Annotated in this window: 21 protein-coding genes; 16 read left to right on the top strand and 5 right to left on the bottom strand. The window is 62.2% G+C overall.

Going from position 1 to position 22,270, the window contains the following annotated elements:
* Window positions 1–169: 169 nt before the first annotated feature.
* Genes mpl through MHM84_RS04895 form a run of 3 tightly spaced genes read left to right on the top strand, consistent with a single transcriptional unit; the run spans window position 170 to window position 2,779 of the window.
* On the top strand, window positions 170–1,537 hold the full coding sequence (gene mpl / locus MHM84_RS04905; RefSeq protein ID WP_239263096.1) for a UDP-N-acetylmuramate:L-alanyl-gamma-D-glutamyl-meso-diaminopimelate ligase: 1,368 nt from the start codon (window positions 170–172) through the stop codon (window positions 1,535–1,537).
* Window positions 1,530–2,159 (top strand): flavin prenyltransferase UbiX, encoded by a 630-nt coding sequence (locus tag MHM84_RS04900; protein WP_239263093.1) that lies wholly within the window; start codon window positions 1,530–1,532, stop codon window positions 2,157–2,159. Before mpl ends, MHM84_RS04900 begins: the two co-directional genes overlap by 8 nt.
* Window positions 2,156–2,779, top strand: a complete 624-nt coding sequence (locus tag MHM84_RS04895; RefSeq protein ID WP_239263091.1) for a LysE family translocator — start codon at window positions 2,156–2,158, stop codon at window positions 2,777–2,779. The genes MHM84_RS04900 and MHM84_RS04895 overlap by 4 nt, the downstream gene beginning before the upstream one ends.
* A 15-nt stretch (window positions 2,780–2,794) precedes the next feature.
* On the opposite strand, the gene MHM84_RS04890 is transcribed toward MHM84_RS04895, so the two are convergent.
* The 3 genes from MHM84_RS04890 to MHM84_RS04880 are packed head-to-tail and all read right to left on the bottom strand — an operon-like array spanning window position 2,795 to window position 5,990.
* Complete coding sequence (locus tag MHM84_RS04890; RefSeq protein WP_239263089.1) at window positions 2,795–4,186, bottom strand: DedA family protein; 1,392 nt, start codon at window positions 4,184–4,186, stop codon at window positions 2,795–2,797.
* A complete protein-coding gene (locus MHM84_RS21570) occupies window positions 4,183–5,130 on the bottom strand; it encodes a diguanylate cyclase (RefSeq protein WP_239263087.1) in 948 nt (315 codons plus the stop codon). Before MHM84_RS21570 ends, MHM84_RS04890 begins: the two co-directional genes overlap by 4 nt.
* A complete protein-coding gene (locus MHM84_RS04880) occupies window positions 5,127–5,990 on the bottom strand; it encodes a hypothetical protein (protein ID WP_239263085.1) in 864 nt (287 codons plus the stop codon). Before MHM84_RS04880 ends, MHM84_RS21570 begins: the two co-directional genes overlap by 4 nt.
* Before the next feature lie 144 nt (window positions 5,991–6,134).
* Here MHM84_RS04880 and MHM84_RS04875 point away from each other — a divergent pair, with 144 nt between their 5' ends.
* The 11 genes from MHM84_RS04875 (at window position 6,135) to lipB (ending at window position 16,537) form a co-directional block, all read left to right on the top strand.
* Window positions 6,135–7,421, top strand: coding sequence for a glutamate-5-semialdehyde dehydrogenase (locus MHM84_RS04875; RefSeq protein ID WP_239263083.1), 1,287 nt, complete (start codon window positions 6,135–6,137; stop codon window positions 7,419–7,421).
* Complete coding sequence (gene nadD / locus MHM84_RS04870; protein ID WP_239263081.1) at window positions 7,402–8,067, top strand: nicotinate-nucleotide adenylyltransferase; 666 nt, start codon at window positions 7,402–7,404, stop codon at window positions 8,065–8,067. Before MHM84_RS04875 ends, nadD begins: the two co-directional genes overlap by 20 nt.
* A gap of 89 nt (window positions 8,068–8,156) precedes the next feature.
* The gene (gene rsfS, locus MHM84_RS04865; protein ID WP_239263079.1) at window positions 8,157–8,519 is read left to right on the top strand and encodes a ribosome silencing factor; all 363 of its coding nucleotides are present in this window, start codon (window positions 8,157–8,159) and stop codon (window positions 8,517–8,519) included.
* On the top strand, window positions 8,516–8,983 hold the full coding sequence (rlmH, locus tag MHM84_RS04860) for a 23S rRNA (pseudouridine(1915)-N(3))-methyltransferase RlmH (RefSeq protein WP_239263076.1): 468 nt from the start codon (window positions 8,516–8,518) through the stop codon (window positions 8,981–8,983). Before rsfS ends, rlmH begins: the two co-directional genes overlap by 4 nt.
* Before the next feature lie 58 nt (window positions 8,984–9,041).
* Window positions 9,042–10,937 carry a penicillin-binding protein 2 gene (gene mrdA, locus MHM84_RS04855; RefSeq protein WP_239263073.1) on the top strand — a complete coding sequence of 632 codons (1,896 nt, stop codon included), beginning with the start codon at window positions 9,042–9,044 and terminating at the stop codon, window positions 10,935–10,937.
* Window positions 10,924–12,069 carry a rod shape-determining protein RodA gene (rodA, locus tag MHM84_RS04850; RefSeq protein ID WP_239263071.1) on the top strand — a complete coding sequence of 382 codons (1,146 nt, stop codon included), beginning with the start codon at window positions 10,924–10,926 and terminating at the stop codon, window positions 12,067–12,069. The genes mrdA and rodA overlap by 14 nt, the downstream gene beginning before the upstream one ends.
* A gap of 72 nt (window positions 12,070–12,141) precedes the next feature.
* Window positions 12,142–13,176 (top strand): lytic murein transglycosylase B, encoded by a 1,035-nt coding sequence (mltB, locus tag MHM84_RS04845; RefSeq protein ID WP_239263069.1) that lies wholly within the window; start codon window positions 12,142–12,144, stop codon window positions 13,174–13,176.
* Window positions 13,173–14,198: a septal ring lytic transglycosylase RlpA family protein gene (locus MHM84_RS04840; RefSeq protein WP_239263067.1), complete on the top strand. Its 1,026-nt coding sequence runs from the start codon at window positions 13,173–13,175 to the stop codon at window positions 14,196–14,198. Before mltB ends, MHM84_RS04840 begins: the two co-directional genes overlap by 4 nt.
* Before the next feature lie 39 nt (window positions 14,199–14,237).
* The gene (locus MHM84_RS04835) at window positions 14,238–15,431 is read left to right on the top strand and encodes a D-alanyl-D-alanine carboxypeptidase family protein (protein ID WP_239263065.1); all 1,194 of its coding nucleotides are present in this window, start codon (window positions 14,238–14,240) and stop codon (window positions 15,429–15,431) included.
* A 132-nt stretch (window positions 15,432–15,563) separates the two neighbouring features.
* Complete coding sequence (locus MHM84_RS04830; protein WP_239263063.1) at window positions 15,564–15,875, top strand: DUF493 domain-containing protein; 312 nt, start codon at window positions 15,564–15,566, stop codon at window positions 15,873–15,875.
* Window positions 15,875–16,537, top strand: coding sequence for a lipoyl(octanoyl) transferase LipB (gene lipB, locus MHM84_RS04825; protein ID WP_239263061.1), 663 nt, complete (start codon window positions 15,875–15,877; stop codon window positions 16,535–16,537). Before MHM84_RS04830 ends, lipB begins: the two co-directional genes overlap by 1 nt.
* A gap of 81 nt (window positions 16,538–16,618) precedes the next feature.
* Here the strand turns inward: lipB and lipA are convergent, their stop codons facing one another.
* Together lipA and MHM84_RS04815 are read right to left on the bottom strand one after the other, a co-directional pair.
* On the bottom strand, window positions 16,619–17,671 hold the full coding sequence (gene lipA / locus MHM84_RS04820; protein WP_239263059.1) for a lipoyl synthase: 1,053 nt from the start codon (window positions 17,669–17,671) through the stop codon (window positions 16,619–16,621).
* Window positions 17,672–17,858: 187 nt separating this feature from the next.
* Window positions 17,859–18,845, bottom strand: a complete 987-nt coding sequence (locus tag MHM84_RS04815; protein ID WP_239263057.1) for a LysR family transcriptional regulator — start codon at window positions 18,843–18,845, stop codon at window positions 17,859–17,861.
* 173 nt (window positions 18,846–19,018) lie between these two features.
* Between MHM84_RS04815 and MHM84_RS04810 the strand changes: the two genes are divergently transcribed.
* Window positions 19,019–20,434, top strand: a complete 1,416-nt coding sequence (locus MHM84_RS04810) for an acetyl-CoA carboxylase biotin carboxylase subunit (protein WP_239263055.1) — start codon at window positions 19,019–19,021, stop codon at window positions 20,432–20,434.
* 9 nt (window positions 20,435–20,443) lie between these two features.
* Entirely contained in the window at window positions 20,444–22,261 is a 1,818-nt protein-coding gene (gene oadA, locus MHM84_RS04805; protein ID WP_239263053.1) for a sodium-extruding oxaloacetate decarboxylase subunit alpha, read from the top strand.
* Window positions 22,262–22,270: the final 9 nt, after the last annotated feature.

The raw sequence follows: 22,270 nt of genomic DNA, 5'->3' as shown, positions 1-22,270 counted from the left end.
TGCTGCACGGCAGCAGCAGGCGCGACAGCGCTGGCCGCTGGTGGCTGTGAGCCCGGCCATGCTAGTCTCACGCGTTTGTCAATGTGTCGTTCGGGCCGAGGCATTGTCGTTGCCTTCTGAGCCTGGCGCAACGCACGATGACGCTAGGATCCACATGACGAGAGGCCTCATGCACGTCCATATCCTTGGTATCTGTGGCACTTTCATGGGCAGTTTGGCGCTGCTGGCCCGAGACCTGGGCCACCGCGTCAGCGGCTCCGATGCCAATGTCTACCCGCCGATGAGCACGCAACTCGAAGAGGCGGGCATCGTTCTTTGCGATGGCTACCGGGCGGCCAATCTCGAGCCGCGTCCCGATCTGGTGGTCATCGGCAATGCCCTGTCACGTGGCAATCCCGAAGTCGAGGCAGTGCTCGATGCCAAGCTGGCATATGTCTCGGGGCCGCAATGGCTGGCCGAACACGTCCTGCCCGGACGGCAGGTGCTGGCAGTGGCCGGGACACATGGCAAGACCACGACGGCCAGCCTGCTGGCTTGGTTGCTGGAGTCGGCGGGGCTGGCGCCGGGCTTTTTGATCGGCGGCGTACCGCGCAATTTCGGAGTCTCCGCTCGGCTGGGCAATGCGCAGGCGCCATTCGTGATCGAGGCCGACGAATACGACACGGCCTTTTTCGACAAGCGTTCCAAGTTCGTTCACTACCGCCCCGACGTGGCAGTACTCAACAATCTCGAGTTCGATCACGCCGATATCTTTGCTGACCTGGCGGCAATCGAACGTCAGTTTCATCACTTGATGCGCACGATACCTAGCCAGGGGCGTGTGCTGGTGGCCGATGACGAGCCGGCACTCGAGCGCGTGCTGGAGATGGGGTGCTGGTCGCCGGTGACGCGTTTTGGCCCTGGTGAGGGCAGCGACTGGCGTTTCGTTCTGGAGCGTGACGACGCCAGTCGTTTCCGGGTCATTCGAGGCGCTGAAGACGCCGTAGTCGACTGGGCCTTGACCGGTGAACACAATGCACGCAATGCATTGGCGGCACTGGTCGCCGCGGCAACCTGTGGCGTCGACCTGGCCAGGGGATGTGCAGCGCTGGCACGCTTCGAAACACCGCGGCGGCGTCAGGAGATCCGTGGCGAGGTGGCCGGTATCCAGGTGATCGACGACTTCGCCCACCACCCCACGGCGATTGCCACCACCCTGCACGGGCTGCGTGCCGCCACGCCGTCGGGTAGGCTCCTGGCGGTCATCGAGCCACGCTCCAATACCATGCGTCTGGGTACCTTGAAGGAGCGCCTGGCCGGCTGTGTGGCGGATGCCGACACGGTGTGGTGGTATCAGCCACCGGGGCTCGACTGGTCGTTGGACGCCATTCTGGAAGCAAGTCCGGTGCCTGCCAGCCGTGTCGAAGACATCGATGCGCTGGTCGAGGCCGTAGTGAAGCAGGCACGTCGTAACGACCGCATCGTCGTCATGTCCAACGGCGGCTTCGGCGGTATTCACGCCAAGCTGCTGGCTGCGCTGGAGCGCCGGCATGGCTGAAGATGCAGTCGGTTTCGCCGCGCCGGTTACCGTCGCTCTCACCGGCGCGTCGGGAGCGCAGTACGGTTTGCGCCTTATCGAATGCCTGGTGGCCGCCAACCATGAGGTCTGGGTGATGGTGTCGAAGGCGGCGCACATGGTCATTGCCACCGAGACCGACGAGAAGCTGCCGGCGCAGCCGGCGAAGCTCGCCGATGCGTTGGCCGAGCGTTGTGCAGCGGCGCCAGGACAGATCCGTTGCTTCGGTCGCGAGGACTGGATGGCGCCCGTGGCGTCGGGCTCCGGTGCACCGGCCTCGATGGTCATCTGCCCGTGTTCGACAGGTACGCTGTCGGCCGTGGCCACCGGGGCCAGCAACAATCTCATCGAGCGGGCCGCGGACGTGGCGCTCAAGGAGCGTCGCCAGCTGATCCTGGTGCCGCGCGAAACGCCATTCTCGGCCATACATCTGGAGCATATGCTCAAGCTGAGCCAGCTGGGTGCAGTCATTCTGCCGGCAGCGCCGGGCTTCTATCACCGTCCCGACAGTGTCGCCGCAATGGTCGATTTTATCGTCGCGCGGATCCTCAACCAGTTGGGCGTCGACCATCAACTCATGCCCCGCTGGGGAGAATCGGTGTGATCAATTTGTCGCTGCTGTCCGTCTTCATTCCCACGTTCTTTTTGGTCTCGCTGACCCCGGGCATGTGCATGACGCTGTCGATGGTGCTGGGGATGACCGTCGGGGTGCGTCGGGCACTCTGGATGATGGCCGGCGAGCTCGTCGGCGTCGGACTGGTGGCGGTCTCCGCCGGGGCCGGTGTGGCGGCATTGATGTTGCGTCAGCCCGAGCTCTTCCTGGCGTTCAAGTGGCTGGGTGGAGCCTATCTGGCCTATCTGGGCATCATGATGTGGCGCTCGCGCGGGCGTATGGCGATCCCTACGGAGCCGCGTGAAAGCGCCTCGGTATCGCGCACCCATTTGTTGACCCAGGGATTCGTCACGGCGGTGGCCAACCCCAAGGGCTGGGCCTTCTTCATTGCGCTGTTGCCGCCGTTTCTCGATGCCTCTTTGCCACTGGCCTCGCAGTTGGCGATCCTGGTCGCGATAATCCTGATGCTCGAGTTCTCCTGCCTGCTGCTGTATGCCGGGGGAGGGCGCACCGCGAGCCGCATGCTGGCCAAGGGTGGCGGTGTGCGTCTGCTCAACCGCATCGCGGGAACATTGATGATCGGCGTCGGCGTGTGGCTCGCCCTGGGGTAGCGGGGCTGGCGCAAATCAGACGGGTGGAAGCCAGACGATGCGCGCCATGCCCAGCATCAGCGAAGCCAGGCTCAGGGTAAGCCAGGGCGGGCGTAGCGGCGGCTGGACCGCGAAAAAATGATAGCTGACACGAATCAAGGCGCTGAGCGTCAATCCCAGCAGGGCGCCTCCCACCAGGCCGCTGAGCCACGCAATGTCGAGTAGCAGGCAGGCCAGGCCCATGGCTAGGCTGAGCAAAATGGCTACCCAATAGGCGATAGCTCGAAACCGGGACGTTAAGCTTTCCGAGACGTAGGCCGCCATCAACCCGCTGAGCACGACCGAGGCTGAGACCAATTCGCTGGGATAGTCGATCGTTGCGGTATCGAGGGCGGTGCCTAGCGACAGCTGTCCGAACAGGACGTTGGCCAGGGTGATGGCGCCCAAACCGCCCAGCAGATGCAGCAGGGCAGCGGTCTGGCGACGCCACAGCAACCACAGCAACCATGGCAGGACCAGTGCCGTTCTGCCCAGCATGTCGCCCGCCTCGGCTAGCCAGGCAGCCAACTGGAGCAGTAACGGCTCCGAAAAGGCTGCGAGGAATGTCTGCAGTTGTGTGTCGATTGTCAGGGGCGTTCCCCGCTCTAGCACCCATAAGGTCCAGGCGCTTAGGGCCGTCAGGCTGGTCACCAGCAGGACCAGCGAAGCCAGTGGGAACTCACCCCCCGGATAAGAGAGACGCAGGGCATGCCAGAGCCGCCGCCGCCAGCCGCGCTGGCTGGCGTAGTAGGCGAGGCGCCGGTAGAGCCTGCCTTCCCGGGCCAGTTGATGGCGCAGCAGGGAAAAGACCAAAGCGAGTACGATGACGATGCCCGCCAGCATGATCAGCCAGCGGTCACTGCCCGGCGGGAGAGTCAGCAACTGTTGCCAAGTGCGTCCCAGAAGGTAACCGGGGAGGACGTAGGCTGGTGCCCATAGCATTGCCGAACCTACGTTGGACCAGGCGAAGGTGATCGGTGACATGCGCATCATGCCTGCGATCATCGGCACGACGGGGCGTACCGGGCCGACGAAACGGCCGATGAGTACCGACATCACGCCATAGCGCTGAAAGAAACGTGCACCGCGGGACAGCCATTCAGGGTGTTGCTTGAACGGCCAAAAAGCCGGGATGCGCTCACGCTGGGTATAGCCGAGCAGGAAGCTGGCGCCATCGCCAATGACGGCGCCGACAAAGGCAAAGAGCAAGATCAAAGGAATCGACAGGTCGTAATGACCGGCCAGTGAAGCGGCGGCAGTCATCAGCACCACGCCGGGAACCACCAAGCCGACCACGGCAAGGGATTCGGTCAGTGCTATCACGAGAATGACGACAAGCAGCCAGCCCGGCGAGGGAGCCAGGCTGTAGAGCCAGTTGCCGAGGTTCACGGCGAGGGCTCCATCAGTTTGAGGCCAGCAGTGAGCAGCCGCTGTTCGAAGTGGGTCGTGGTTTCTCCCGGATGAAGATAACAGGCATGGATTCGGGCCTGGATCGCGCCGGTCTCGGCAAACACTTCGCGATTCAGGGCGCGCATCACGCGGTCGCGGACGATCAGGGCCCCGGCTTCCCCGGTGTCGGGCAGCAACAGCCAGAACAGGGTGGGCTGGTGTCGCCCGAGCAGGTCGTGATGACGACAGCTTTCACGAATGGTCTGGCATACCCGGGCCAAGATGGCATGCAGCAGGGCGGAACCGAACTGTTCATCCGCCATTTCCAGTTGAGGCAGATGGATGACCAGCGCCGCCATGGGGCGACGCATGGAGCGTGCCCGATCGACTTCCGCCGTGAGCCGTTCGGTGATGACTTTGCGGGACAGCGCATCGCACTGCGCGTCACTAGGTTCCGTGGCACGTAACATCGCTGCGCGACGGTGCCGCATCCAGCCGGGCAATGTGCCGAAACCGACCAGAGCCAGATAGTAGAGAGCCGTTTCGAGGAGCGGCAGATCGATACCCAGCAGGGCCAGCCAGATGGGCATGAGCGTCAGGTTCAGAAGCAACGCCGAGCCCTGCGGCAGAAGCAATAGCGTAAGTACCGGCGGCAAGCCCATCCATAGTAGAGCGAGCTCCTGGCGCGGCAGCTCCATGGCAATCAGTAAATAGCAACTGATCAAGGCCAGGTAGGCCGAGAGATGTCGATAGTCGCGGTTGGCGAAACGCAGGAAGATGGCGCCAGATAGCAGAACGGACATCGAGGCGGGGATCAGGATGTCGTTGTAGGCACCCATCAAGTAGTGCCAGATCGCATAGCCAGCCAGTAAAACGGCGCCGATGGCATAGACCAGCACGAACAGAAACGATGGCCAGCGTTGGCCCTCCATACGCGGCCTCACTTGTTTTCCTCGAGAACGACGACCGGCTTTTCCTGGCGTTCCAGGGCGGCCAGCTGGGTTCCTAGCGACAATGCCGGGGCGAGCGTGATGAACCGGGCCTGAAAGGGGGATGGCAAACTGGCGAGCAAGGTGTTGCGGCGCAGGGTCGCTTCCTTGGCATTGCGGTTGATGAGCAATGCGGCCAGGGTTTGGCCATCGGCCTGATAGCAGGACTCGTAACTTCGGGTACTGGCGATCAATGCCTCGGCGAGTGCAGGCTGGCAGTTGCTCGGAGAGCGTAGCAGCAAGAGTTCCCCGTGACTGCCTTCACGCTCGCAGCGCATCGTTTCGAGATTCAGGTCGGCGTCCAGCTGGGCACCCGACCAGAGCAGTAGATGTTCCAGCAACCGGGTGCGGCTCGAGACTCCGCGCCATAGTGTCAATACTCCCAAATGGCGTGCCAGGCCCAGTAGCATCAGCGCACACAGCAGCAGCGCAGTCAGTATGTTTTCCGCCATGGTGCCGGTAAGCTGCGACACCTGCCATAAGCACGAAGCGGCCAGAACGCTGTGCAGCACAATCAGTAACGCTGGCTGCGGCATGGCGATCACCGCAGCCCACCCCCACAGCCACATGGCATGCCGTTCGGGGGCCAGCCACAGCAGCGACGTCAGCAGCAGCGCGAGAAAAATGGGGGCAGCGGTATCGGGCAGCGCAGGAAGGCGACGATAGCCCACGCCGACAGTGCCTATGCCGAGACCGCACAACATCAGGATGACCCGCGACAGGGTATCCTGGGGTGTCAGGGCCAGGAGCAGGATAGCCGTGGCCGTCAGCAGCAGTGTGAGCCGGTAAAGCCCTTCTTTGAACTTGCTCTCCATAGTGACTTACTATTGATCCCCCTTTCGAATAGCGCACACTTTACGATACCTATCCTCTCTTCGACGATACGTATCTACGGGTTTTACTGAAATAACGCTCCCCGACCACGCAACTGGTGGGGATGGCATGGAGAGTCTTCCCCGATGTCACGACACGCATTGTTCTCCCCCGGCGACGATATCGGCGCCTACATGGAACGGCTCGGTCAGGCCGCGCGTCAGGCCAGTGCGGCCATGCGACGCATCGATACCGGGCGCAAGAACGACGCCCTGCTGGCCATGGCCCGGCAATTGGAAGCGGAGCGCCCGGCGTTGGTCGAGGCCAATGCCCGCGACCTCGAGCGCGGCCGGACATCGGGGCTGGATGATGCGCTGCTGGATCGGTTGGCGCTCACTGAAAGCCGTATCGATGCGATGATCGAGGGGCTCAAGCAAGTCGCCGCCTTGCCGGATCCGGTCGGTGAGATCGATGGGCTGCGCTCGCGGCCCAGCGGCATTCAGGTTGGCCAGATGCGTGTCCCGCTGGGTGTCATCGGCATCATCTACGAGTCGCGGCCCAACGTCACGGTCGAGGCGGCCAGCCTGTGTCTCAAGTCCGGCAATGCCTGCATTCTGCGAGGTGGCTCGGAAGCGCGCGAGAGCAACGCGGCGATTGCTGCCTGCATCACTCGCGGACTGGTCGAGGCCGGCCTGCCGGAAGCGGCGGTCCAGGTCGTGGGGACTACCGATCGGGAGGCGGTGGGACGCTTGATCAGCATGCCCGAGTATGTGGATGTCATCATTCCGCGTGGCGGGAAATCTCTGATCGAGAGAATTTCCCGCGAGGCCAAGGTGCCGGTCATCAAGCATCTCGACGGGGTATGCCACGTCTATGTCGATGCCAGCGCGGATCTCGACAAGGCGCTGGCGATTGCCGTCAATGCCAAGACGCACCGCTACGGCACCTGCAATACCATGGAAACCCTGCTCATCGACGCTCCGGTCGCGGCCCAACTGTTGCCCAAGCTGGCAGCGGCCTATGCCGAGCATAACGTCGAGTTGCGTGGCTGCGAGCGCACCCGTGAACAGTTGCCGAACGTGGCGGCGGCCAGCGAGGATGATTGGTACGCGGAATATCTGGCCCCGGTACTGGCGGTGCGTATCGTGGAGGGAATCGATGAGGCCATTGCTCACATCGAGCGCTACGGCTCTCACCACACCGATGCCATCGTCACGGAATCCTACACCTTGTCTCGCCGTTTTCTGGCCGAGGTCGATTCCAGTTCGGTGATGATCAATGCGTCGACGCGCTTTGCAGACGGGTTCGAATACGGCTTGGGCGCAGAGATCGGCATTTCCACCGACAAGCTGCATGCGCGTGGACCGGTGGGGCTGGAGGGGCTGACGACGCGCAAATACGTCGTATTGGGTGATGGACATGTCCGCCGCTGAATCGCGTCACTCCCGGGTCGCCATGCTCGGGGGCACGTTCGATCCCGTGCACCTCGGACATCTGCGTAGTGCCGTGGAACTTTACGAGACATTGGCACTCGATAGGGTGCTCATGGTGCCGGCTCATGTCCCGCCGCATCGTGAGGCTCCGGGTGTGTGCTCGTCGGATCGCCTGGCGATGCTCGAGGCGGGTATCGGCAATACGCCCGGTGTGGTGGCCGATGGTCGCGAACTGAAACGCGAGGGGCCTTCCTACAGCGCCGACACGCTGGCCCAACTGCGCGCCGAGCTTGGCGATTCGGTACGCTTGGTGATGGCGGTGGGGCACGACGCTTTCCTCAAGCTGGCCGAGTGGCATGCACCCGAGCGGCTGTTCTCGTTCGCCCACGTCGTGGTGATCGAGAGGCCGGGATACGCCGCCGAGTTGCCCGGGGCGCTTAGGGAACTGGTGGCCGGTCGCGAGGCGGAGCATGCCGAGGCTTTGTTTGCCCAGCCCGCCGGCGGTGTCCTGCGCTTGGCGCTGCCGAGTCGCATGGCCATTTCGGCCACCGACGTACGACAGCGCCTACGCAGCGGGCGAAGCATTCGCTATCTGGTACCGGAAAGGGTGGAAAGCTTCATTCAGTCGCGCAATCTTTACCGTTAATGGTGGCTATCGGGGTAAAATACCGGGACATGGTCGTACCTGGGTACCGGTAACCGCTACGTGTGGCCGTAAGTCATTCATGAGGAGCTATGCACATCGAATCGCTCAAGACCTTGGCGGTGGATGCCCTTGAGGAACTCAAGGGACAGGAGATCGCCGAACTCGACGTCTCGGCGTTGACCAGTGTCACCGACACCATGCTGGTGGCCAGCGGAACATCGACACGTCATGTGGCCGCCCTGGCCGACAATGTAATGGAAAAGGCCAAGCAGGCCGGCTTTCGTCCGCTGGGTGTCGAGGGGCATGCCGGCGCAGACTGGGTGCTCATCGATCTAGGTGATGTCGTGGTGCATGTCATGATGCCGGATGCCCGCCGTCTCTACGATCTCGAACGCTTGTGGGCTGACCTGCCCAGCGATGTCGAGGAGGGCGCGCGCGGGGGCCGGGCATGAAGATCCGTCTGCTCGCCGTAGGCAATCGCATGCCCGCCTGGGTCGAGCAGGGGGTCGATGAGTACCGCAAACGCCTGCCGCGTGACTTTGCCCTGGAAATCGTCGAGATCGCCCCCGGCAACCGCGGCAAGAACGCCGATGTGGCCCGTGCCGTGGCTCAGGAAGGTCAACGCATGCGTGAACGTTTGCGTGGCAATGAACGCCTTGTCGCCCTCGAAGTCCAAGGGCAGTCCTGGAGCACCGAGCGCTTGGCGAGCGAGGCCGAACAGTGGCGCCATGCCGGCACCGACGTGGCGCTTTTGGTAGGCGGTCCGGACGGGCTCGAGGCTGGACTGTCCGCCAGTGCGGATCAGCGCTGGTCGCTATCGCCCTTGACGCTACCTCATCCGCTGGTGCGGTTGATGCTGGCCGAGCAGATATACCGTGCCTGGACGCTCTTGGTTGGTCACCCTTATCACCGTTGATATCTGATGCACACGCCTGTCCCTTTTTCCAAGCACGAGTGAGAGATGTTCTTCCTGCATGCGTAAACGCCGCGAGACCCTGAAGGACACTGAGCAGGAAGTTCGCGTCTTTCGTAACCGTTCACTGCTGGCCGCCTTGGTGGTGGTGTTGATGACCGGTGGGCTGGTGGCACGCCTGGTCTATCTGCAAGTGGTCCAGCACGACATCTATATCACGCGTTCGGACAAGAACCGCGTGCGTGTCGAGCCGTTGCCGCCGACGCGCGGTCTGCTGCTGGATCGCAACGGCATGCTGCTGGCCGAGAACCGGCCGACTTACAACCTGACCATCGTGCCCGAGCGTGTCGGCGATCTGCAGGAGACACTGCGGTTGCTGGTGGACATTCTGGAATTGCCCGAGGATCAGGTGGCGGTATTCATGGAGCGTTCGCGCCAGCGTCAGCGCCCGTTCCAGCCGGCTCTGCTGATGAGCGAGCTCAACGAAAAGCAGATTGCCCAGTTGGCCATCAACCGCTTCCGTCTACCGGGTATCGAGGTCGAGGCACAGTTGCTGCGCTACTACCCCGACACCGACATCATGTCGCATGTGGTCGGTTATGTCGGACGAATCAATGCCGAGGAGTTGGCTAACCTCGACAAGGGCGACTATGCGGGCACGCATTTCATTGGCAAGACCGGCGTCGAAAAAGAGTATGAAGACGTCCTGCATGGCGAGGCGGGGCTGCGCAAGGTCGAAACCAATGCCCGTGGGCGTGTCCTGCGGGAGCTGGGGCGCACCGATCCTGCACCCGGCAAGGATATCGTGCTGAGCATCGACAAGCGCTTGCAGAAGCTCGCCTATCAGTTGCTAGACGGACGGCGCGGCTCGATCGTGGCTATCGAGCCGAAAACCGGTGAAATTCTCGCCATGGTCTCGTCGCCAGGGTTCAACTCCAACCTGTTCGTTACCGGGATCAGCTACGAGGACTACCGGAGATTGCAGAACGATCCCGACTTGCCGCTATATAACCGCTCGATCCGTGGTCAGTACCCGCCGGCATCGACAGTCAAGCCCTATGTGGCGTTGGCGGGCCTCGAAAATGGCGTCATCACTCCTAGCAAGACCATCTACGATCCCGGCTATTACAAGCTGCCGGGCTTTGATCGGCGTTACCACAACTGGCTGCGCTGGGGACATGGGCGAGTCGACATGCAGCGCGCCATTGTGGTCTCCAACGACACTTATTTCTACACCCTGGCGCATGATCTGGGAATCGACCGGCTAGCCGATTTCATGCACCGTTTCGGCTTCGGTGAGGAAACCAGTTATGACGTCTATGGTGCCGCTAGCGGCCTGATGCCGTCGAGCGAATGGAAACGTGAGCGTCACGGCCAGGTCTGGTTTCCCGGCGAAACCCTGTCGGTGGGTATCGGTCAGGGCTACTGGCTGGCTACGCCACTGCAAATGGCAACGGCCATGTCGGTGCTGGCCAATCGCGGTGAGTGGGTCACGCCGCATCTGGCCAAGCGGATCGACGGCAAGACGGTAACCCCGCCCAAGCTGAAGCAGGACATCGAGCTATCCAACGAGCAGTGGTGGGAACTGGTCGACGATGCGCTGGAGGATGTCATGACGGGAAGCGAAGGCACGGCGAGGCGCTCCGGCCAGGACTTGGCCTATCGCATGGCCGGTAAGTCGGGGACCGCGCAGGTTTTTACGCTTTCCAACGATGAGCGCTATAACGCCGCCGAGCTCGAGGAGCGCTTGCACGACCATGCGCTATTCACCGCGTTCGCTCCCATCGAGGATCCCCAGATCGCTCTGGCCGTGATCATCGAGAACGCTGGCGGTGGAAGTACCCACGCAGCGCCGCTGGCGCGCCAGCTGCTGGATGCCTGGTTGTTGCCGGACGATGAGAGCCTTGAAGCGGCTGCCGAAGCTACCGAGGAGCACGAGATTCATGAAGCCGAATGAGTCGGCCCTGCTCCAGGCCAGTCGCGGGCGGGCCATGAAGCGCCGCCGCAGCCTGTGGGAACGGATCCACCTCGACCCGTGGTTGCTGGGCCTGTTGCTGGTGCTGCTGGCAAGCGGTCTGGTCGTACTGTACAGCGCTAGTGGGCAGAACCTGGCCGTAGTCGAAGGCCAAGTGATGCGCTTCGGGGTGGCGTTATCCGCAATGGTAGTCCTGGCGCAACTGTCCCCAACGACACTGTATCGCTGGTCGCTGCCATTGTATCTTGCCGGACTGCTCATGTTGGTCGCCGTCGAAATCATGGGCGACATCGGCATGGGCGCGCAACGCTGGCTGGTGATTCCCGGCGTGGTGCGCTTCCAGCCGTCGGAGCTCATGAAGCTGGCGATGCCGATGATGGTCGCCGCCTACCTGCATCGTCGGCCTCTGCCGCCGGGGCTCAAGGATATCCTGGTATGCGGCGTCATACTGGCCGTGCCGGTCGTAATGATCGCCAAGCAACCGGACCTGGGAACGTCGTTGCTGGTCGCCAGCGCCGCTGTCTTCGTGCTGTTGATGGCCGGGCTCTCCTGGCGCCTGATCGGTTTTCTCGCCCTGCTGGCCGCTGCTGCATTGCCGTTGCTGTGGCTCAACATGCATACCTATCAGCGCCAGCGGGTGCTCACTTTTCTCAATCCGGAAAGCGACCCGCTGGGGGCGGGCTGGAACATCATTCAGTCGACCACGGCGATTGGTAGCGGCGGCATCGACGGCAAGGGCTGGACGCAGGGCACACAGTCGCAACTGGAATTCCTGCCTGAGCGACATACCGATTTCATTGTCGCCGTGCTGGGCGAAGAATTTGGCCTGATCGGTATGTTGCTGATACTGACGCTCTACTTGATGATCGTGATGCGAGGGCTGATCATCGCCAACCGTGCCCAGGATACCTATGGGCGCCTGGTGGCGGGGAGTATCACGCTGACGTTCTTCATTTATCTGTTCGTGAATGTCGGTATGGTCAGCGGCATTCTGCCGGTCGTGGGCGTGCCGTTGCCGCTGGTCAGTTTCGGGGGGACCTCCAGCGTGACCTTGCTGGCCGGTTTCGGTATTCTCATGTCGATTCACAGCCATCGTCGCCTGCTGCCACGCTAGTCGGCCTGCGGCGACACTCGCGACCACGTGTCAGAGATAGCGAATGCGCATTTTCAGGGGAGTCGCAAGACGATGAGGGGAGCCTTTGGTCAGGCAAAGCGGGTCCTTGCTACGTTAGTGTCGAGCAGCTTGTTGCTGGTCACGCCGGCATTCGGTGCCGAAAATTTCGACCCGGCCAGTCACGCGGGCGCGCGCGCCCTGGTCGACGAACTGGCTTCCGAAGGGGTGGATCGCGACTGGCTGACGCTCGCGCTGAGTCGGGCCGAGTACCGCCCGGCGGTACTCGAGGCCATGTCGGGCGCTGCGGAACGTCGGTTGCGTTGGGACGAGTACCGCAATATCTTCATCAAGCCCGAGCGTATCGAGGCGGGAGTGGATTTCATCGAGGCCCATCGCGAGGCTTTTGAGCGTGCCGAAGCCCAATATGGCGTTCCCCCGGAAATCGTTGCCGCCATCATCGGCGTGGAAACGTTCTACGGGCGGCATACCGGCAGTCATCGTGTCATCGACTCGTTGGCGACATTGGCTTTCCATCACCCGCGTCGCGGAGATTTCTTCCGGGGCGAGCTTGCCGCATTTCTGGAAATCACCAATGAACAACAGGTCGATCCGCTGACCCTCGAGGGGTCCTATGCAGGTGCGATGGGATACCCACAGTTCATTCCAACCAGCTACCAGGCGTATGCCGTCGACTTCGATGGCGACGGCATGCGCGACTTGTGGCACAACCCGGTCGATGCCATCGGCAGTGTCGGCAACTATTTCGCCCGGCATGGCTGGACAGCCGACGCCCCGGTGGTTTCCGAGGCGACAGGGCCGGTCTCCCAACCTGATGGAGTTGCCTTCAATCGCACTGAAGAGCCTTATGTCTCGCTTGCAGCGCTGTCCGCGCAGGGTATCGAGCCTGCCGGCAGCAGTGGACAAGGGCTGAGTGACGACACCCGGGTCATTCCCGTGGCGCTGGATTTTGCCGATGACAAGTGGGCTTATCGCCTCGGCCACCATAACTTCTATGTCATCACCCGCTATAACCATAGCCATCTCTATGCCATGGCCGTCACCACGCTGGCCGAGCGTATCCGTGCAGCCATGGAGGGAGAGGCATGAGTTCACGCTGGCTCGGGTTGGCGGTGAGCGTCGCGCTGTTGGCTGGTTGCGCCGGTGGCGGCGGCGGTTACCAGAGCGGACAGGGAGACGAGGCCAAGAGCAGCGGTGGTGGCCGTTACGCCATGGATCGGGATGCCTACCCTGACCTACCGCCTGACGTGTCAAACGTGCCGGATGCCGTGCCTCGTGTCGAGCCGTTGGCGCGTAGCGGCAATCGTCCGAGTTATGAAGTCTGGGGCAAGACGTACCACGTGCTGCCCAGTGCCGACGGCTATGAGAAACGCGGCAGGGCTTCCTGGTATGGCGAGAAGTTTCATGGCTATGCCACGGCCAGTGGCGAGATCTACGACATGTACAAGATGTCGGCCGCACACCGCTCGTTGCCCCTACCGACCTACGCGCGCGTCACCAACGTCGATAACGATCGTTCAGTGATCGTCAAGGTCAACGATCGAGGTCCATTCCACGATGACCGGCTCATCGACTTGTCCTATGCTGCCGCTGCTCGGCTGGACATTCTGCGCAATGGCACCGGCCATGTGCGTGTCGAGGCCATCGATCCCGTGGCCTGGCAGGCTGCTCATCAGCAGCGTCAGCCAGCGCCGAGTTCGTCGGCTCCTGCACTTGCTCAGGCTGCACCGGCCAAGGCTGGCTCCCCATCGGGCGGTTCCCGTACCGGCACCGGTGGCGCTGTCGGTTCGTCACCGCCGGCCAGCGTCGCTGCCTCTGGCAGCGCTCAGGCAGTGGACGCTGCCTCGCAGTCGGCTGTCGACACGCCTGCCGCGGCGTCCGGCCGGCAAATCTATCTGCAGGTCGCGGCTCTGGGGTCGGCAGCCAATGCCCAGGCATTACGCGATCGCCTGCAGAATGAGCTGGACAGCCCGGTGCGTGTCGATAGCGACGAACGGCTGCATCGCGTCCAGGTCGGTCCGGTTCGAGACTCCCAAGAGCTCGAGGCGCTGCGCAGTGAGCTGCGTCGCGTGGGATACGCGCAATCCTTTACCATCACCTCCAGCGACTGAGCTGATCATCGTTCATCGACCTGAATCACGAGACTACCCATGAGATTGCCTGCTTTACCGTCCTTGTCCTGGCGTTTGTTACCTGCCGTGGTCACGGCTTGCGTGTTGTTCGTCCAGCCTGTCCAGGCCCAGGAGACGACGCTGCCGGACACCATGATTCCCTCGCCACCGGCCCTGAACGCCACGTCGTGGATGCTGATGGATGCCAACAGCGGCGAAATCCTCGTCGAGCATGATGCCGATCAGCCGTTGCCGCCGGCCAGTCTGACCAAGATGATGACGGCCTATCTGGTCGAGCATGAAATCGATGCCGGCCACATTTCCCCTGATGACATGGTGAACATCAGTGAGAACGCCTGGCGCACCGGCGGATCTCGCATGTTCATACAGGAGGGAACGCAGGTCAGTGTTTCCGATCTGCTCAAGGGTGTGGTCATCCAGTCGGGCAACGATGCGAGCGTGGCCCTGGCCGAGCACATCGCTGGCGGCGAGTCGGCCTTCGCTGATCTCATGAATCAGCAGGCGCAGCAGATGGGCATGGACAATACCCATTTCGTCAATGCCACCGGACTGCCGCATGAGAATCACTACGCATCGGCGCATGATCTGGCCATTCTGGCCAAGCACATCATTCAGGATTACCCGAACCATTACGATATCTACTCGGAAAAGTATTTCACCTACAACGACATTCGCCAGCCCAACCGCAACCGATTGTTATGGCGCGATCCTTCAGTCGATGGCCTGAAGACCGGACATACCGAAGCGGCCGGTTACTGCCTGGTGGCCTCGGCGAAGAAGGGCGACATGCGCCTGATTGCCGTGGTGATGGGTACCAACTCCGACGAGGCCCGGGCCCAGGAAACCCAGAAACTGCTGAGTTACGGTTTTCGCTTCTTCGAGACTTTCAAGCTCTACGAACAGGGCGCCGTGCTCAACGAGCCGCGCGTCTGGGGGGGCGACAAGGATAACGTCCGTCTCGGCGTCGGCGAAGCGCTGTATCTCACCGTGCCGCAGGGCAAGCGCGACCAGATGACCGCTCAGCTCAACATCCAGGAAAGCATCAGTGCGCCGGTTCAGGCCGGCGAGCGTCTGGGTACCCTGCAGATCAGCCTTGGCGAAGAAGTCGTCAAGGAGCAGCCGCTCATCGCCTTGGAAGCGGTGGAAGAGGGTGGCTTCTTCAAGCGCATCTGGGACATGGTGCTGCAGTTCTTCACCGGTCTGTTCGACTGAGCGTGTTTGCCAGTGGTGTTTTACCGCTGGCCGTCGACATGGTCGGTGTCATCTTGATTGATGTTGCCGGCCTTGGTAAGAGGCGCAAAGGTTGAGTAGAATACTCGGAAATGTCATCCGTCGAGTGATCCTATGACCGACAAGTCGTTGCGGGACCTCCGCATGTCGGGCTCGTCATCGGCGCCAAAAGCGCCCAAGGTCGAGTTTCCCTGCGATTATCCCATCAAGATCGTGGGCGATGCCGTTCACGATTTCCAGGCGACAGTTATCGATGTGGTCGAAGCGCATGCGCCTGGCTTCGACCGTGAAAGCGTGAGCGTCGTCGATAGCCGCAATGGCAAGTTTCAGTCGGTGCGTGTCACTATCACCGCTACCGGCAATGACCAGTTGCGTGCCTTGTTTGCCTCACTCAAGGCGACCGGGCGTGTTCACATGGTGCTGTGATGGGAAGCGAAGGCTGTCTGCCACCGGTCCAGTTGCATTGCCTGGGACATCGCCCCTATGTACCTGTCTGGCAGGCCATGCGCGAGCTCACCGATAGCCGCAATGCTGATACGCCTGATCAGTTCTGGCTGGTGGAACACGATCCGGTCTTCACCCAGGGGCAGGCCGGCAAGCCCGAACATCTGCTCATGCCCGGCGATATCCCGGTGGTGGCCACCGATCGTGGCGGCCAGGTGACCTATCATGGACCTGGGCAGGTGGTGCTTTATCCGTTGCTCGACGTACGTCGGGCGCGGTTAGGGGTCCGCGATCTGGTCAACGCGTTGGAGAAGGCGGTGATCGCGTTGCTCGCCGAGCATGGGGTGGCGGCGCATGCCCGCCCCGATGCGCCCGGCGTCTACGTGGAAGATGCCAAGATCGCATCGCTCGGATTGCGGATACGCCGCGGTGCCAGCTTTCATGGTGTGGCGCTCAATGTCGATGTCGATCTATCGCCATTCTCGCGGATCAATCCCTGTGGTTATGCTGGCATGGCTATGACTCGGCTCGTCGATCTGACCGATGACTGCCCTGGCACTGATGAGATATCGCTACAGCTGGCCGAATGTCTGGCTCGGCAACTGGGAAGGGAACTCGAGCAGTCCGAATTGGCCGGCGCCTGATCCCGTTGCATCCCCCCTGAAGGCAAAACCCCCAGTGGCAGCACGCCACTGGGGGTTTTATTTTGCGCTTGATGCTCGGACTCAGCCCACGTTGACGGCTGCAATACGGTTAGGATCGGTCTCCTGGCCAGGCACTTTGGCAGGCGCGGCCAAGCCGAGATTGTTCTTCTCGAACACTCGGTCGGCCCGATAGCTGGAACGAACCAATGGGCCGGACGGCACTTCCATGAAGCCCTTTTCCAGACCCAGCACGCGATAGCGTTCGAATTCATCCGGCGTGACCCAGCGTTCGACCGGCAGGTGGTTGCGTGTGGGCTGCAAGTATTGGCCCAGCGTGACGATGTCCACGCCAATGGCGCGCAGATCGTCGAAGGTCTGCAGGATCTCTTCTTCGGTCTCGCCGAGCCCCAGCATCAGGCTGGTCTTGGTGACGATCTCGGGGCGGTGTCGCTTGGCATGGGCCAGGACATCAAGTGTCTTGCGATAGCCGGCTCGCGGGTCTCGCACGCGCCGGGTCAGGCGTTCCACGGTCTCGACGTTCTGGGCGAAGACCTCGAGACCCGAGTCGACGACACGCTCGATGGCGCTGGGCACACCGTCGAAATCCGGCGTCAAGGCCTCTACTGCGACCTCTGGGGTGCGCTCCTTGATGGCTCGGATGCAGTCGGCGTAGTGACCGGCGCCGCCGTCCGGAAGATCGTCGCGGTCCACGGAAGTGAGCACCACGTAGCGCAGCCCCATGAGTTCCACCGACTTGGCGGTGTTTGCCGGCTCCTCGGTGTCGAGCCAGCCTTTCGGATTGCCGGTATCGACGGCGCAGAAGCGACAGGCCCGGGTGCATACCGAACCCATCAGCATGATGGTGGCGGTGCCGTTACTCCAGCATTCCCCCATGTTGGGGCAGTGGGATTCGGCGCAGACGGTACTGAGTCGGTGCTCGGCCACGTTCCTCTTCACGGCGTCGAAGCGTTCGCCTCCGGGAATCTGGGCGCGTAGCCACTGCGGCTTGCGCCCGTTGACGCCACCGGTGTCGGCTCGACTGCGCACTTTCATGCCGTCCTTGATGGCGGCGATGCCATGGTCATTGCGATACTTTTCGCCGCTGATGACGCGTTTGGAAGGGGTGTCGCTCATAGCTGTGAGCCTCTCTGCTCGCCGGCCGACGACGCCGAGGCTGCGCTACCGCGGGTCCACCGGGAGTGCGCCGGTCGGCGTTTCCAGGCAGCCTGGCACGTCGAATGATGCGTGAATCTCAAGGCGTAAAATACCACAGGACCGACTGTTCTGGACAGCTGGGCCAAGAAGCGCTGAAACGCGCAGATCAGTGGTCGGCCATGGGCAGGCAGACGAAACTCGGCCCCGGTGCGGGCTCCAAAGGAGCCTTGAAATGCGCGTTGAGTTCGGGAAGCAGCTCACGCACGAAGCGCAGGAACAGCTCTGTTACCGGCGTCGGATAGCGATCTTTGGGGTAGACCGTGCACCACGAGCGCCTGAGCGGAAAGCCGGGCAGGTGCGGTGAGGCCAGCAGGCCGGCAGCCAATTCCAATTGCACGGCCAGGCGGGGAAGTACCGCCACGCCGAGATGCGCCATGACGCCCTGCTTGATGGCCTCGTTGGTGCCCAGTTCGATGGTATGTGCCAGCGACACGCGCTCGCGGGCAACGAACTCCTCGAAGGCGGTGCGTGTGCCTGAACCGGGTTCGCGCATCAGTACGTAATGGCGCGCAAAATCCTCCAGCGAGGCGGATTCCGACGTCAGCAGGGGGTGGCCGGGCCACACCACCGGGATCATCTCGTTGTCGAGGATGGGCATGAAGGCCAGGTTGGCGTCGTCGGGCACCATGCCCATGATGACCAGGTCGTCGCGGCGCTCGGCAAGGCGTTCCAGGGCCTGACCACGGTTGCACACGCGCAGGCGAATCTGTACTTCAGGGTAGCGGGCGCGAAAGCGCGCCAGAATGTGCGGCACCACATACTGGGCGGTGGAGACGGCCGCGAGATTGAGCTCACCGCGAATGGTTCCGGCCAGTTCGGACAGCTCCATCTGCAGGCTGGAAACCTGGCCGAAAATCGACTGCACCGAGGCCGCCAGGGCATCGGCCGCCGGCAGGACATGCAGGGTCTTGCCCGCGTACTTGAACAGGGGTTGTTCCAGGGCCTGTTCCAACTGGCGTATTTGCGCACTGACGGCCGGCTGTGTCAGGCCGAGCTGCTCGGCCGCCCGCGAATACGACTGCTGGCGATAGACGGCCTGAAAGACCTGCAGTTGCCGAAAGGTCAGGCGGTTGAGCAGATGGGGTCGAGACATAATTGCCCGCTTAGGTATAAGCCATGCCTTATAGGTTGGCAAAAAAATATCAATTTTTCTATTGGTACATCCCCGGGTAGCGTAAAAGTCACTTCTAGCGCGGTGAGGGAGAAGACTGCCAGATCATGCCAGTTTTCCCCATGCCCGTTAACGACGCAACCCTGGAGGCAGCCGTGTTCCGGAAACTGCTGATCGCCAATCGCGGCGAAATCGCGGTACGTATCGTACGTGCCTGCGCCGAGATGGGCATACGCTCCGTGGCCATCTATACCGAGCCGGATCGCTTCGCCCTGCACGTCAAACGTGCCGACGAAGCCCACTTCGTAGGAGACGATCCACTGGCCGGCTATCTCGATCCACGGCGTATCGTCGACCTGGCGCGCGAGACCGGCTGCGACGCCATCCATCCCGGTTACGGTTTTCTATCCGAAAACGCCGACTTTGCCCGTATCTGCAGCGACGCCGGTATCGCCTTTGTGGGGCCCGATGCCTCGGTGATCGCCAAGATGGGCGACAAGACGGCTGCGCGTAGTGCCATGCAGGCCGCCGGCGTGCCGGTCACGCCGGGATCGAAGGGCAACCTCAAGGATTGCAACGAGGCCTTGGCGCTGGCCGAGCGCATCGGTTATCCGGTCATGCTCAAGGCGACATCCGGCGGGGGAGGTCGTGGCATTCGTCGTTGCGATACCTCCGACCAGCTGCGTCAGGCCTGGGATCGCGTGATTTCCGAGGCGACCAAGGCCTTCGGCAGCGCCGATGTATTCATGGAGAAATGCGTCGTCGATCCCCACCATATCGAGGTGCAGGTACTCGCGGATCGTCATGGCAACGTCATCCATCTTTTCGAGCGCGACTGTTCGATCCAGCGTCGCAACCAGAAGCTGATCGAGATTGCTCCGAGCCCGCAGCTCACCCCCGAGCAGCGGATGTATGTCGGTGAACTGGCCGTGCGTGCCGCCGAGGCGGTCGGCTACGAAAATGCGGGTACCGTGGAGTTTCTCGTCAAGGGCAACGAAATCTACTTCATGGAGATGAATACCCGGGTCCAGGTGGAGCATACCATCACCGAGGCCATTACCGGGGTGGATATCGTCCGCGAGCAGATTCGCATCGCTGCCGGCAAGAAGCTGGCCTTCCGTCAGGAAGACATCCGCCACCATGGTTTCTCGATCCAGTTTCGTATCAACGCCGAGGATCCCAAGAACGACTTTCTGCCCTCGTTCGGGCGCATCACGCGCTACTACGCTCCCGGTGGGCCGGGCGTGCGTACCGATACCGCCATCTATACCGGCTATACGATCCCCCCTTATTTCGACTCGATGTGCCTCAAGCTGATCGTCTGGGGGCTGACCTGGGAGGAAACGCTGAACCGCGGCATTCGTGCACTCAACGACATGCGTCTCCAGGGGGTCAAGACCACGGCACCTTACTACCAGGAGATTCTGAGCCATCCCGAGTTCCGCAGCGGATCCTTCGATACCGGCTTCGTGCTGGCCCACCCCGAACTGCTCAACTACTCGGTGAAGCGCAATCCCGAAGAGCTGGCCCTGGCCATCGCCGCCGCCATCGCTGCCCACGCCGGACTATAAGGAGCCTCCATGCAACACAGTCAACCTTCACGGGTCCACGTGACCGATGTGGTCTTGCGCGACGGTCACCAGTCGCTGATCGCCACCCGGCTGCGTACCGAGGACATGCTGCCCATCTGCGCGAAACTCGATGACATCGGCTATCACTCGCTGGAAGTCTGGGGTGGGGCGACCTTCGATGCCTGCGTGCGCTTTCTCAAGGAGGATCCCTGGGTACGCCTGCGCGAGCTCAAGGAGGCGTTGCCCAACACGCCGCTGCAGATGCTGGTACGCGGCCAGAACTTGCTCGGTTATCGACACTATGCCGACGATGTCGTGGAGCGCTTCATTGCCAAGTCCGCCGACAACGGCATCGACATCTTCCGCGTCTTCGATGCCCTGAACGACCTGCGCAATCTGGAAACCGCGATGCGGGCGGTCAAGGCCAGTGGCAAGCATGCTCAGGGCACGCTGTGCTATACGGTGAGCCCGGTGCATACGCTGGACATGTTCGTCGACCAGGCAAGACAGCTCGTCGACATGGGCGCCGATTCGATCGCCATCAAGGACATGGCCGGCCTGTTGACGCCCTATGCCACCGGTGAACTGGTCGCGACCCTGGCGGAAGCGGTCGAGGTACCGATCCACTTGCATGCACATGCCACCTCGGGGCTGTCGTCACTGTGTCACCTCAAGGCCGTCGAGGCGGGCTGTCGACATATCGATACCTGCATTTCCGCCTTTGCCGGCGGTACCAGCCATCCATCCACCGAGTCGATGGTTGCCGCTTATGCGGGTACCGACTACGACACCGGACTGGATCTCGAGGCGCTCAAGGATATCGGCGATTACTTCCGTGACGTGCGCAAGAAGTACGCGGCCTTCGAGAGCGAATTCACCCGCGAGGACGTCTCGGTACAGATCAATCAGGTGCCGGGCGGCATGATGTCCAACCTGGCCAATCAGCTCAAGGAACAGAACGCACTGGCGCAGATCCGCGAGGTATTCGATGAAATACCGCGCGTCCGCGCCGATCTTGGCTACCCGCCACTGGTCACGCCGACCTCGCAGATCGTCGGCACCCAGGCGGTGATGAACGTCCTCACCGGAGAGCGTTACAAGGCCATCACCAACGAGGTCAAGCGCTACCTGCAGGGCGGCTACGGTAAGCCGCCGGCCGAGGTGGACGAAGGAGTCCGGCGCCGTGCCATCGGCAACGCGCCGGTCGAGGAAGGTCGCCCGGCCGACCGGCTTGCGCCGGAAATGCAGCGTCTGAGTGCGGACATCGGCGAACTGGCGAAAGGCGAGGAAGATGTGCTCACCTTCGCCATGTTCCCTGAGCTGGGACGTGAGTTCCTGCAGCAGCGCCGCGACGGCACGTTGACTCCCGAGCCGTTGCCGAACGTGAGCGAGGCCAGTAGCCGCCCGGTATCCGCCGGTACCCCGACCGAGTTCGTCATCGACGTTCACGGCGAATCCTACGAAGTCCAGATTACCGGTGTCGGCAGTAGTAAAGGCGGCAAGCGACAGGTCTACCTGACCCTTGATGGCATGCCCGAAGAGGTCGTCTTCGAGGCCAAGGATACCTACGTTGGCGGTACGGTTTCAGGGCGAGCCCAGGCCACCTCGGCGGGCCATGTCACTACGTCGATGCCCGGTAACATCGTCGATGTGCTCGTGGCGGTAGGCGATAGCGTCAAGGCCGGACAGGCCGTGCTGATCACCGAGGCCATGAAAATGGAAACCGAGGTGCAAGCACGCGTGAATGGGACGGTCCAGGCGATTCACGTGACCAAGGGCGATCGCGTCACACCAGGTGAGGTTCTGGTCGAGATCGAGGAAGCCTAGAGCGCAACA

The sequence above is a fragment of the Halomonas sp. McH1-25 genome, assembly GCF_022348165.1.
Classification (GTDB): domain Bacteria; phylum Pseudomonadota; class Gammaproteobacteria; order Pseudomonadales; family Halomonadaceae; genus Modicisalibacter.
The sequence above is the reverse complement of the archived record's forward strand: the minus strand, read 5'-3'. Positions and strand labels throughout refer to the sequence as shown.